This is a genomic window from Shouchella rhizosphaerae (assembly GCF_900142675.1).
Classification (GTDB): Bacteria; Bacillota; Bacilli; order Bacillales; family Bacillaceae_D; genus Shouchella; species Shouchella rhizosphaerae.
In genome coordinates, this window is record NZ_FRBS01000005.1 from 108382 (window position 1) to 121550 (window position 13169).

Sequence of the window (13169 nt, forward strand, 5' to 3'; positions counted from 1 at the left end):
AATCCCCTAGCTTCCTGCTAGTGCCACTGGTACGCTTTTTCGTTTTAAGCTCTTTTGAATCGTCGGGAGTTTCGTCACCTTTTCGCTGGCAGCAGTAAGAGCAACTGTTTGCGTCACAACATTTTGGCGGTCATTGCGCAAGCGAATCATCGCCGAATCGGCCTCTACAGACGGGTCCAGACGCATCGTGACCGTTTTCGTTGCTGTCCCTGTAGCGTCTGCAGTCAACGTACCGATTTGGTGGTAGCCGTAAGAGCTAGGCCAACTGCCATCCTCCCCTTGAATTTGCGAGATCGAACGTCCCCCTGGTAAGTATACTTGCATGTCAAGGCTGTTGACCGTTTGGTTCGGCGCCAAATGACGGAGCTCTACGGTCACAGAAAACGTCTGCCCTCCTAGTGGGAGCGCCTCTGGCGTTTCCAAATCATATTCCACTTCTAGCGGTGCTTCCTGTCCACTGCCAAACGATCCGGCTGCAAAAGTAGAACGGTCATACCATCGATAATCCCCTTGCGGCTGTCGCCATGGCTCAGCCTGTGGTTCTGTTGTTTTTTCAGGCTGTTCCATTTCCAGAAGTGGAGACGGTTCGTCTAAAGGAATTCCTGCTTCAGCAAAGTTGGTATAGGATTCTTGTTTAGCAAGCCAGTCGACTACCTGTACGAGGAAAGCACCATTGTCTTGATCAATAAATCCATCATACGTCCGCTTCATCCCGCCATGTTCTTCGTTGCGGTATTTTGGGGTCGCATCCTCGACTGGTGACGAATCACCAATAAAGGCTGCTTTGCCTAATCCCTTTTTTCCGATAGCCGCATAAGGACCTTCCTCCATTCCGCCGCCATGATAAACACCTTGGTCAACTGCGTTGTTCCACTTATTCGCTTCCGGCGTCAGGCCATCTGGCAAATAAGCAACGCCTTTAGCAACGTTTGGATCAATAATCGCAAGCGTTGATCCAGCATGGATGGAGAGCGCGCTAATGTTTTCTGTAATCCCGAACGCCTCTTCAGGGCTGACAATCGAATCGGCTACTGTATGGTCAATGGCATTGTAACGAAACCGAACGCCGAATTCTTCAGCAAGCCAGTCTGAACTTACAACCCCTTCAAATGCTTCTTTTTCCTCGTTGCTCATCCCTTTTGTTATGTCATCATAAGCCCCTCGGCGCCATCCGTTCATAATTTCATTTGAATCAAGCCGGTTAAAATTGCGGTCGGCATTGTAATGGTCAGCAATAAAAAACACGCCGCCCCCTTCTTCTGCAAACGAGGCAATCGCCTCTTGCTCAATCGCCTTAAATGGGATTTGCGCTTCAGGAATAATAAACACATCGTACCCGTCTAAATCGGCGTTAGTTAGCGGTTCTGCACTACGGTGTTCCTTGACATAGTACCCGTTTTCCACTAGTGCATCCGCAAAGTCCGAAAAAGCTCCGTCTATGACCCAATCGGATTGACCAGCTGTTTGCCCATGGCTGTTATCAAACAATACACGTTTTCCATTCGGGTCACTTGGTTCCAATACAGGTGGAGGATCGCTAATGCTTTCTGCCAATGCCGGAACGCCTACTGTAAAACTAGCAAAAATGATAACCGACTGAATCGTCCTTTTTTGAGTCACTCTTTTCATACTGTCCCTCCTAATAAGAAATGAACTGCTTTACGATTAGTATAGCAAATGGCAAACATACACCGGCCAAAAAAGAGCGAACTTTACGAAATTTTCGAAACACATAGTCGTTTCTTTACAATTCTTAACAAGCTTCCTATTCGCTGATCCACGTTTTAGCCATTTTCCCGTAAATGGGAAAGCCAACCAGTACGAGCATTCAGCTTTTTCCATACGTTATCGTATAAAGCTTTGCGCTTTAAATAATTCTTCATGGAGGTAAGAAATGAGCTGCGACCATAAGAAATGCTCATGCGATTGTAAAAAGACTGAGCGTCCTTGCTACGAAACACTTCCGACAAAGGTGAAAAGATGTGATCCGATCATTCACCCTACAAAGCACCGCGTTGTAGAACAAACGGAAGTCGTCATTATCCCAGAAGTGTATCCGACCCATACGACTTATGTCAATAACCAAGTCGTACGCCGTGAGTACAGTTTTCCGCAAACCGAATCAGTCGAAGAGCGGACAGAATACGAATCGGTTGTCGAGAATGGGAATAACGGCGGAGGCTATGGAGGCCGGCGCCGCGGCTGGAGTTGGATTTAAAGTGTCAAGAAACGCTTTGGGCTGTTGCCCAAGGCGTTCTTTTCATGTTTAACATCTATCAACGTAAAATTTCTTCTACTATCGATGTCCCTTCGCTTCTGCTATCATCATTCCACTTCCATTTTTCATGCAAACGGATTCGTCCATCTGCCAATTGTTCTGGTATAGAGTAGCATTCCCCACCGCGTATTTCATAATCGACGTTTACATGGTTATAGCGAAATCGCAAATGGCCTTGATCATCAACTAAACCTATTAAAGTGCCTGTAAGGATCTCGCCTCCGCTATACGTTCCAGTCAAAATCCGGCCTTCCTGTTTGTATTGAAAGACTGTAGCTGAAGAAACTTCGCCATTTTCACTGTTTTCCTTTGCCACAAATTGCTTACCGTCATAGTGAACCATTGTTGAACCACTCTCTTCCCCTATCTTTTCCTTTCATAACACGCTTTTGCTATTGTCATGTCTTTATTTCACCAGAATAAAAACGGTTCGTCAATTGGTTCTGCGATGATTTTATTACACGTAAACAAATGGAAAACAGCCAAAAGTGATTAAGAAAAGGAAGGAAATAGACCGTTTACCCTTTCACAGCGCCAATTGCCACACTGCCCATAATCCGTTTAGAAAATAGCGAAAACACGATAATAATTGGTAAAACGGACAAGGCCACGCCTAAGTACATTAAGCCGTAATCTGTATTATAGTAACCTTGTATCAATGCCACCATGACGGGCAATGGGTATTTCTCTTCGGAAAATAATAAGACTAGTGGGCCAATGAAATTGTTCCAAGCTCCTATAAAGGTAAAGATGCCAATTGCAGCAAGAGCAGGGACGATCATCGGCAAAATAATCCGGTGAAAAATCTTCAACTCTCCCGCCCCGTCAATTCGAGCGGATTCCAGCACATCATCAGGAATGCTGCCGTCTAAAAACTGTTTAATAAAAAAGACGGCAAATGTGTTGGCCGCAGCTGGAAGAATAATAGCTGCATGGGAATCAAGCAAGCCAATCATACCAAGCCAACGATAGCTGCCAATTAATGCAAGCTGGGCGGGAATCATCATTGTCGCCAGCATAAGCAAAAACAAGATCGTATTAAAACGAAACTTAAATTTCGAAAACCCGTAAGCCGTCATGCCGCCGAAATAAAGCGTTAATAGAGTTGAACCGCCGGCAATGATGAAACTATTCATAAACCCACGTAAAATATCGACGTTTTCCACCATGCGTGTGAAATTGTTAACCAATTCCCCGCCCGGGAAAAACAAAAACGTTGAGGCAATATCCGCGTTTGCATGAGTCGAATACATGATCATTAAGTAAAACGGAAATAAACAGAGAATGGCAAGACCAATCAATCCTGTATAAAGAGAGAGATGAGCCCGCTTTCTTCTGCGTCCTTCCATAGACAGTTTTCCATCGTTTACAGGCAATGCCCCTTTGCTCACGCTAACTCCCCCTTTTAAGCGATTTTGCTTCTATTTCTTGAAACCAAATAGGAAATGACAGATAAGCTGACAATGACAACAAATAAACAAAACGCAATGGTTGCACCATATCCAAACCGGCCTTGTTCAAAAGCAGTCCGATACAAATACATGACACTCGTCAACGTCGCATGGTTAGGCGAACCCGATCCTTCCGTTAACATGTATGGCTGGTCAAAGATTTGCACTCCGCCAATTAATGAAGTGATCACTTGGAAAATAATAATCGGTTTTAATAGCGGAACGGTTATTTTAAAGAAAATCTGGGTTTTCGACGCTCCATCTACTTTGGCAGCTTCGGCATACTCTGGCGAAATTCCTTGCAAGCCCGCGATATAGATAAGCATGGAGTAGCCAAAGTACTGGAAAAACAGAATGGCGGACACAAGCATTTGCATAAACAAGGGGTTGTTTTTCCAATCAATGGCCTGGTCCAAGAAACCAATCGACATAAGCAACTGATTGACACTGCCCGTTTGCCAGTCAAACATGAGACTGACGAGCAAGCCGAGGGAAGCAGCCGTTACAATGTTTGGAAAGAAATACACCGCTCTAAAAAAATCTTTGCCTTTTAAGAATTTGTTCGTCAAAATGACTGCAAGCACTAGACTGACAGTAAGTTGAGGTATCACTGATACAATCCAAATAAAGAATGTATTAAACAGTGATTGAAGAAACAACGGATCGATTATCGCCCGGGTGTAGTTCGCAAAGCCGATGAATTCTGGATCGTTGAGCCCATCCCAATTGGTTAAGCTTAAATAAAAAGAATAGAGAATTGGATATAGACCAAACAATAAGAATACGATAAAAAACGGGGCAATAAAAAAGTATCCGCAATTTCCCTTATTAATGCGGTTAATGAACATGTTAACCCTCCTCGGATTATAGCTTTAGGAGCCAGTAAGGTTATTCAATCGTAAGTTCTGGAAAATACGTTTGCACATCACGTTTAAACCGTTGCCAAAACTCTTCTTGCGAACGAAAATTTCCCTTGGCGTATGAACCCATAAGTTCATTGAAAATGTCATTAATGTCGCCATCAAATGATGAACGGACAACTGCCTGCACATTTTCTGACTCCTCATTAAAAAATTCAAAATAATTTTGGCCCGCTAGGAAATCGCTCGTAATCTCATCCGCTACGCCTTCATTTGCTCCGCGATGACTTGTATAATACTGTTCATCTACAGCTAAGTTCTGTAAGAAGTCAACATCAAATCCATACATTTTCACAAATTCCCAAGCCAAGTCTTTGTTATCACTGCCAGAATAAACGGAATAAAACGTCCCGCCTCCACTAAAAGCAGCAGGACCACTCGCCAGTCCCCATAACCCACTTGTTTCAGGAGCATTTGATTGCAAGACATGTTGCAAATACCAAGATGGCCCTGGATAAAACAAGACGGAGCCTTGTTGCATAGAAGCAGTCCATCCAGGAGACCAATCATCCAACATTGCCAATGCGTCCGCTTCAATCGCTTGATCCACTAAATCCAGCACGTCCCTCTTTGCTTGATCGATGATTAATTTATCATCAACAACCCATGCTTGGTTAACGAGTGCGTCCTGCACTTGCCCAATTGAATTCCAATTTGGCAACCCATGGACTGTCCCACCGCTTTCTTCATAAACGCGCTTGCTAATCGAAAACACATCATCCCATGTTTCGATCATTTCACTAACCTCTTTTGGATCATCTGTTCCTAAATATTCTTTCGCCAAATCTCTGCGAAAATAAACACCACCTGTCGTGCCTTGATAACCAACTGCGCGAACATCGCCATTTGAATCCCTTTCCATGCCTTGAATATACTCGTAATGGCTGTCAATCAACGCCTCAGCGTCATACGGAGCTTCAGATAACGATTCTAGTGATGGATGGTCAATGAACTTTCGCACATATTGGGCTTCTAGTGCAAATACATCAGGTGCCCGTATTCCTGTTGACAAAGCAGAGCGGAGCTTTGTTTCATATTGACTTGAAGGAATAAACTGAAAATTAACTTTTACGTCTGGGTGTTCTTCCACAAATGCTTCAACGGCGTACTCACCTTCATCCGTAAAGCTCCAAATCGTAATCTCTTTTTCTTCTTCTTCCGCGCTGCATCCTATTAAACAGAAACTCAAAGCTACAGCCAAAATCATTACTCTTTTTCCCATACATACCCCTCCTCCAATTATGTGATCCACTTTGTTTGTTTATGAAATAAACTAAGTTAGCAAGAATGTCCCTTTTTTAAAGAATAACTCCCCTCCAAAGAAAGCGCTTCCAAATTTATTATTCCAACGATCTTTTTTCTTGTCAAGTGAAAAATAACTCAGTTTTGTCCTATTCTAATTTTTAGATCTCTTCTAAAACTTTATTTATAAAAAACGAGCCTGCCTAAAGACAGACTCCCATTCTTTCTATCCTCTTTATGAACATCCCCAAGACGGTTGTTTTTTTATCAATAAATTTTGTCGCCATTAAAAATAGAATTCTTCACGACGACATAATCGACATTGCGGATTGCGTCTAGCCTTTTGCCTCCTGCATAGGAAATTGAAGACTGGAGATCTTGTTCCATTTCTAATAGTGTTTCCGCTAACGAACCTTTATGCTCGACGTACATTTTCTTGCCTTCGACATTTTTCCGCTCGCCTTTTTGGTATTCTGATGCAGAACCAAAATACTCTTTATACAGCTTGCCGTCTTTTTCGATCGTGTCACCAGGAGATTCTTCATGGCCTGCAAACAAGGAACCAATCATCACCATTGTGGCGCCAAAACGGACCGACTTGGCAATATCGCCGTGGGTGCGAATGCCGCCGTCAGCAATTATTGGTTTACTTGCAGCTTTTGCGCACCAGCGCAGCGCCGCAAGTTGCCAGCCTCCAGTGCCGAAGCCTGTTTTGATTTTAGTAATGCACACCTTTCCAGGCCCAATGCCGACTTTTGTCGCGTCTGCACCGGCATGTTCAAGTTCGCGCACAGCTTCTGGCGTGCCAACATTGCCAGCAATAACGAAACTATCCGGCAAGTGTGTTTTAATATGGCGGATCATGTTGATAACCGCTTCAGAATGGCCATGGGCTATATCAATCGTCACATATTCGGGCACTACATGTTGGTCAGCCAATTGTTGCACAAAGGTGTATTCTTCTTCTTTTACGCCAACACTAATGGATGCGTACAATCCCCGTTCATGCATGTCTTTGACAAACGCAAGACGTGTTTCTGGCTGGAACCGATGCATAATATAAAAATAATCATTTTCGGCAAGGTAACGAGCAATGTTTTCATCGATAATCGTTTGCATATTTGCTGGAACAACTGGAAGCTTGAACGTACGGCCTCCAAGTTCTACACTTGTATCGCATTCAGCCCGACTTCCTACAATGCATTTTGCTGGAATGAGTTGAATATCTTCATAGTCAAAAACGTTTTCCATCATTTACACCCCTAAAAACGAATGTTATAGAATAAAAGAACAAAAATCATTCGCCCATAGGGTAATATACATGATCGCGGAACCGTTGTCAAAGTTTATTTAGACAGAAAACGCTCATTTTACTGTTTATCGTTGTTGTTCTAAAAAAGAGCAGGTATGTCGACAAAGTCGAAACCGCCCTCAGACTGGTAGAAAACGCTTGTCAAACGATGAAAAGAACCAGCTTCCGCTGGTTCTTTTATTGATCTTCGTTTGCCGGTTCTTTATTTGGATTGCCATAATGATAATCAGTCGGTTCAATTGGCTCAAAGCCATCGATCGCATGGAAACGAAGCAAATCTTCGTAAAGCACGCGGTCTGAGTAATCTAATTGCTGGTCGACTTTTTCCTGAATTTCAGTTGTTTTTTCTGTCGGTTCTAGAATTTCGCCTGTCTCTGTATCGTAAAGAACGCCATTGACGGACGTATATGCTGGCGTTATATAGTCGCCACTGCGAAACGAAACGATATCATCATGCTCTTCAGAAAACAAGTCTGTCCCAAATTGCACATATGGTTTGGCGTTAATGCCTTGTAAATGGAGGAGTGTCGCCATCACATCAATTTCCCCGCCATATGTGTGGTTCACACCGCCTTCCATGCCAGGAACACGAATCAATAACGGCACTCGTTGGTTTTGAGCATTTTGGTGAGGCGTGATTTCTGTGCCTAGAATTTCAGTCATCGCCCGGTTATGGTTTTCGGAAATGCCGTTATGATCTCCGTAAATCATGATGACTGAGTCCTCATACAAGCCTGACGCTTTTAAGTCAGCAAAAAATTGCTCAAGGGCTTCATCCAAATAACGGGCCGTCTGAAAATAGTTATCGACTGTATTGTCTCCGGTAGTGGCCCGTTCAATTGTTGCGTCTTCTGGACCCAAGTTAAACGGATAGTGATTCGTGAGCGAAATCAAATGAGCGTAAAACGGCGTTTCCAATGACTGAAGCATTGGAATCGATTCTTCGAAAAATGGCTTGTCTTTTAAGCCTAAGTTCACAGTATTTTCTTCGCTCATATCATAATAGCTTGCATCAAAAAATTGATCGATACCAAGCTGTTTATACATCGTATCGCGATTCCAAAACGATTTGTAGTCACCGTGTAAAACCGCACTCTCGTGGCCGCACTCCTGGTTTAAAATGGCAGGAAGCGACTGGTACGTATTTTGCGCTTTCGTTACAAAGGCAGAACCTTGCGGCAAACCAAATAAACCAGTATCTAGCATCAACTCCGCGTCCGCTGTCTTCCCTTGTCCTGTTTGATGGAAAAAGTTATCAAAATACGTCATATCCTCAGCCCCGGCGGCTAATGAATTCAAAAATGGCGTAACTTCCTCGCCGTTCAGCTCATAATCAATTAGAAACGACTGAAAGCTCTCTAAGTGGATTTTAATAATATTTTTGCCCTCAGCGATGCCAAAGTAGTCCTCATTCGGCTTGGCGAAACGGGAAACCGTGTAATTTTCAATTTCCGTTAAATCATCGCTGCTTGCATATGCACGTTGCGATTCCGCTTGCACGGTTTGTATTCCATCATAAATGGTGTAATTATACAAACCTAAATACTTCACAATATAGTTGCGGTCAAACGTCCGTGCAAGCAACTGTGGACGATCGATTTCTGCCATAGCCAAATTGGCGACGAATAGGGCAATTGCTGTCACAATCGCAGTTGTGGCCACGCTTTTGCGAAAGCGTATCTCAGGAACTTCCCTTTTCCATAAATAGAGGGCAATTAAAACCGCTACATCGAAAAAGAACCATAGATCATACCAACGCATGGCAGCAAACACATTTCCAGACATCGTGCTTAAATTGGATGCCTGCATCACGTTAGGCAGCGTAATAAAGTCATCGAAAAAGCGGTAGAACAACACATTTGCATAAAGAATGGCGCCAAGCAAGGAAGCAAAAATAATGATCCATACGTTGGAACGTCGTCCTTTTGCAAACAAGGCCAACCCAAACAATAAAACACCCATGCTTAATGGGTTCAAGGCGAGCAACAATTCCTGGTATGGCCCTTTGACCCCTAAATTAAATTCTGTTTTATACGTCACATATGTTTTGAGCCAATATAAAAATAGAGCAAGCCAAAAAAACATCAGCTTCTTGGAAGCCAATCTTTTTAAATTTGACATTGGGCATCTCTTCTTTCCAATAGAATTTCCTTATTTCGATCGCATAAAACACTCATAACTAGTCAACTATTATATTCGGAAAATCGTTTTCTAGCAACGGAAATTGGAAATAAATTGGATTATAATAACAGCACCTTTTGTCTTTAAAGCAGCTAACAAAGGGGGTTAGCCACTTTTTAAAGCATTGTGTAAGATTGCCAAAATCCTTGTCCCTATCCTTTTTTGCTTACTCTCGCATTTGAGCTGTAAACACTTGTGTGTGATTTTTCAGCTGGTTCAACGTGTTTTTATCAAGCATGCTATCGGTAATAACCGCCGTCGTCTCTTGCAGATGGCAAAATGTATAAAACGCGCTTACTCCAAATTTGCTATGGTCTGCTGTAATATATAACTGTTCAGTCCGATGGCAAATGATCCGATGGCCTTCCCCCTCTTCTTCATTAGCCGCCGTTACTTCACTTCCATGAATGCCATTCGTGCCAATAAATGCTTTATTGAACCGCAGTGCCCCTAACAACTGCCTTGCTAGAGCGCCAATGAATGAGCCAGTCCGTTCACGGTATTCTCCTCCCGCCAACAATAGCTCAAATCGAGGATCGCCTTTAAATTTCATAAAAATCGGCAACGAAGTCGTCACAATTTTTACGTCCCTAGCCTGAATATATCCATGCATCGATTCATTTGTTGTACCAGGCCCGAGAAAGACTGTGTCATGGTCATGAATGAGTGAAGCTGCTTGTTTCGCAATCGCCTTTTTTTCTTTTTGGTTTAAACTCTGCTTTTCTGTATTAGATCGCTCTTTGTAGCCTGCTTTTGTCGCTCCCCCATGTAAACGTACAAGCAATCCTGCTTCTTCAAGCGCCTGCAAATCACGACGCACTGTCATATCTGCCACTTGCAGCTCTTTCATTATATCTGCCACTTTAATCATGTCACTCTGTTCAAGCATTTTTACTATCCGTTGCAGTCTTTCTTCTTTTAACATTGCTTGCACCTCTATTATGTTAAAAAGTGTTTGTTATTGTTCGTTTTTGTTGATATAATCATAGAAAGTTTTGCAACCGCTGTCAAATCACACTTGCTTATCTGTCTTTTTACGTTAAAAGGAGTGACTCTATGAATACGAATGAGCTTGCCGCTGAATTTGAAACGATTTTTGGCACTTTGCCAGACCAGCTTTTTTTCGCGCCAGGACGTGTGAACTTGATTGGCGAACATACCGATTACAATGGTGGTTTTGTCTTTCCCGCCGCTTTAACAATGGGAACTTACTTAGCAGTCCGCCGCACAAACACCAATGAATTTCGTTTAGCGAGCCAAAATTTCAGCCAACGGGTTGCTTTCCCAAACAAAGAACTTTCGTACAATAAAGAAGATGATTGGGGCAATTATCCTAAAGGCGTGATCGCTTATTTTCAACATCATGGTTTTGATTTAGGCGGCGCCGATCTTTATTTTTTTGGAAACATCCCCAATGGGGCAGGATTGTCTTCTTCAGCCTCGATCGAGATGGTGACAGCCTATATGATCTCTTCCCTTACAGGCGCCAATTGGGATCGCCTCGACCTTGTAAAAGCATGCCAGCATGTTGAAAACAACTTTATCGGTGTGAACAGCGGCATTATGGACCAATTTGCTGTGGGCATGGGCAAAGCTGACCATGCGCTTTTTTTGCAAACGGACTCGTTGCAGTACGAACTTGTGCCATTAACATTGGGCAATTACGATATCGTGATTACCAATTCAAATATACGCAGAGGGCTAGCTGACTCCAAATACAATGAACGACGGGCCGAGTGTGAACAAGCGCTCGCTGACCTTCAAGCAGCTGGTCTTGACATTCGTACATTAAGTGATGTCACACCAGCGTTGCTCGCAAAACACCACCACGCTTTCTCGACGGCGACAGTTGCCAAACGAGCTAGCCATGTTGTCAGCGAAAACCAACGTGTGCTTGAAGCCGTAACGGCGCTAAAAGCAGGAAACCTCCGTGACTTCGGGCAACTGATGAATGAATCTCATCAATCGCTGGCAAACGATTACGAAGTGACTGGCTTAGAGCTTGATGCGTTATATCAGTTGCAACACAGAGCCCCTGGCTGCATCGGCACACGAATGACTGGAGCAGGATTTGGCGGCTGTACTGTCAGCCTTGTACAAACAGACAAAATGGAAGCGTTTCAAGCACACGTTAAAAAAGGCTACGAAAGCGAATTTGGCTTTCAACCAAGCTTCTATATTAGCCGCGCCGGTGATGGCGTAACCGAACTGCCTTTGGCCACTGCGGCAGATTGAGGTTCAACCAGATGAAAAAACAGATTTACACACAAATTGAAAAATTGCTTGCTTACGGCGTTCAAAAAAAACTGCTCCCTCTTGCTGATGTGGACTATAGCCGAAACCAGCTACTAGACCGCCTTGGCCTCGATGCGCCAATGATCGGGGAAACGCTCCCTGAGACCAATGAGCCCATTTACGACATCCTTGCCCCGATTCTTGATTGGGCGGCAGACAATGGTCTCCTTGAAGCAAATACGGTCACATACCGGGACTTATTTGACACAAAATTGATCGATGCGCTTTTGCCGCGTCCCAGTACGGTCATTGATCATTTTTTTCGTATGTGCGAACAACAAGGCCCACAAGCGGCTACTGCCGCGTTTTATCAGTTTTGCAAAGATGCCCATTACATTCGCACAGACAGGATCGCCTTAAATGAAAGTTGGCTTGCACCTACCCCTTATGGCGACCTTGAAATCACGATCAATCTATCCAAGCCGGAAAAAGACCCTGTTGCCATTGCCGCTGCCAAAAAGGTAGCTCCGTCCGACTATCCCAAAGGGCTTCTTGCCAAAGAAAATGTTGGCTTTGCCGGTCGGGCTACCCATCCGGCCCGGCAAAACTTGCGCTTAATTCCGGTAACACTTGGCAACGAACAGTGGTATATGCAGTTTTCTCCTTACGTCTATTATGAAGAACACGCCATTGTGCTTTTCGAAAAACAGCGGCCTATGCAGATTACCGCCGACACGTTTACAAGGCTGCTCGAATTTGTCCAACAATACACTCATTATTTTATTGGCTCCAATGCCGATTTGCCAATAGTTGGCGGTTCAATTTTAAGCCACGACCATTACCAAGGCGGAAAACATACATTTCCAATGGCGAAAGCGCCGTTGAAAAAGGCTTTTACTTTAAAAGGATATCCAACCATAAAAGCTGGCATTGTCAAATGGCCTATGTCTGTCATTCGTCTCGCTAGCGCAGACCCAGCATCATTGAAAGCAGCGGCTACTGCTATCCTTTCGGCTTGGAAAACGTACAGCGACCCATCGCTCGACATTTATGCAAATAGTGACGGAACTCCTCATAATACGATTACGCCAATTGCCCGCAACAAGAGCGGCATGTTTGAACTGGATCTCGTCCTTCGCAATAACCGGACGACAAAAGCCCATCCGCTTGGGTTATTTCATCCACATGCAGATGTGCACGCTATCAAAAAAGAAAATATTGGCTTGATTGAAGTAATGGGCTTAGCCGTATTGCCTGGGCGCTTAAAACAAGAACTAGCTGAGCTAGCGACTGTCCTACCGAGTGCTAACGCGGCAGAACAAATTGCGCAAAATGAAGCCATTGCAAAACACAAAGAGTGGGCGCTTTCGCTAAAAGAGCAAAAGCCGAACCTTACAACAGCGAATGTGGAAGCGCTCCTTAAGCAAGAAGTGGGTCGGTTGTTTACAACTGTCCTCTCCCATGCTGGCGTCTTTAAAGATACCGACTCAGGAGAGGCTGGTTTCATCCGTTTTCTCAAAAAATCAGATTTGATATAAAAAACCCATGGC

General features: G+C 43.8%; 11 protein-coding genes. 3 read left to right on the forward strand and 8 right to left on the reverse strand.

What is annotated here, in order from left to right; translation table 11 throughout:
* Positions 1–6: 6 nt before the first annotated feature.
* Positions 7–1629, reverse strand: coding sequence for a DNA-binding protein (locus BUC05_RS14715; protein ID WP_035202905.1), 1623 nt, complete (start codon positions 1627–1629; stop codon positions 7–9).
* A gap of 265 nt (positions 1630–1894) precedes the next feature.
* Here BUC05_RS14715 and BUC05_RS14720 point away from each other — a divergent pair, with 265 nt between their 5' ends.
* A complete protein-coding gene (locus BUC05_RS14720; RefSeq protein WP_051881162.1) occupies positions 1895–2218 on the forward strand; it encodes a CotD family spore coat protein in 324 nt (107 codons plus the stop codon).
* Between the two features lie 58 nt (positions 2219–2276).
* Here BUC05_RS14720 and BUC05_RS14725 read toward each other — a convergent pair whose 3' ends face one another.
* The 7 genes from BUC05_RS14725 to BUC05_RS14755 all read right to left on the reverse strand — a co-directional run bounded on the left by BUC05_RS14725 (position 2277) and on the right by BUC05_RS14755 (position 10309).
* Entirely contained in the window at positions 2277–2621 is a 345-nt protein-coding gene (locus BUC05_RS14725) for an avidin-fold protein (RefSeq protein WP_011248054.1), read from the reverse strand.
* A gap of 175 nt (positions 2622–2796) precedes the next feature.
* Positions 2797–3669 (reverse strand): carbohydrate ABC transporter permease, encoded by an 873-nt coding sequence (locus BUC05_RS14730; RefSeq protein ID WP_011248055.1) that lies wholly within the window; start codon positions 3667–3669, stop codon positions 2797–2799.
* A gap of 14 nt (positions 3670–3683) precedes the next feature.
* Entirely contained in the window at positions 3684–4577 is an 894-nt protein-coding gene (locus BUC05_RS14735; RefSeq protein ID WP_011248056.1) for a carbohydrate ABC transporter permease, read from the reverse strand.
* Positions 4578–4617: 40 nt separating this feature from the next.
* Positions 4618–5871 (reverse strand): ABC transporter substrate-binding protein, encoded by a 1254-nt coding sequence (locus BUC05_RS14740; protein ID WP_011248057.1) that lies wholly within the window; start codon positions 5869–5871, stop codon positions 4618–4620.
* A 287-nt stretch (positions 5872–6158) separates the two neighbouring features.
* Positions 6159–7142, reverse strand: coding sequence for a GMP reductase (gene guaC / locus BUC05_RS14745; protein WP_035202909.1), 984 nt, complete (start codon positions 7140–7142; stop codon positions 6159–6161).
* 238 nt (positions 7143–7380) lie between these two features.
* Positions 7381–9324 (reverse strand): lipoteichoic acid synthase, encoded by a 1944-nt coding sequence (locus BUC05_RS14750; protein ID WP_073305196.1) that lies wholly within the window; start codon positions 9322–9324, stop codon positions 7381–7383.
* A 226-nt stretch (positions 9325–9550) separates the two neighbouring features.
* Positions 9551–10309: a DeoR/GlpR family DNA-binding transcription regulator gene (locus BUC05_RS14755; RefSeq protein WP_011248060.1), complete on the reverse strand. Its 759-nt coding sequence runs from the start codon at positions 10307–10309 to the stop codon at positions 9551–9553.
* Between the two features lie 131 nt (positions 10310–10440).
* Here BUC05_RS14755 and BUC05_RS14760 point away from each other — a divergent pair, with 131 nt between their 5' ends.
* Together BUC05_RS14760 and galT are read left to right on the forward strand one after the other, a co-directional pair.
* Complete coding sequence (locus BUC05_RS14760) at positions 10441–11619, forward strand: galactokinase (RefSeq protein WP_035202914.1); 1179 nt, start codon at positions 10441–10443, stop codon at positions 11617–11619.
* 11 nt (positions 11620–11630) lie between these two features.
* On the forward strand, positions 11631–13157 hold the full coding sequence (gene galT, locus BUC05_RS14765; protein ID WP_035202916.1) for a UDP-glucose--hexose-1-phosphate uridylyltransferase: 1527 nt from the start codon (positions 11631–11633) through the stop codon (positions 13155–13157).
* Positions 13158–13169: the final 12 nt, after the last annotated feature.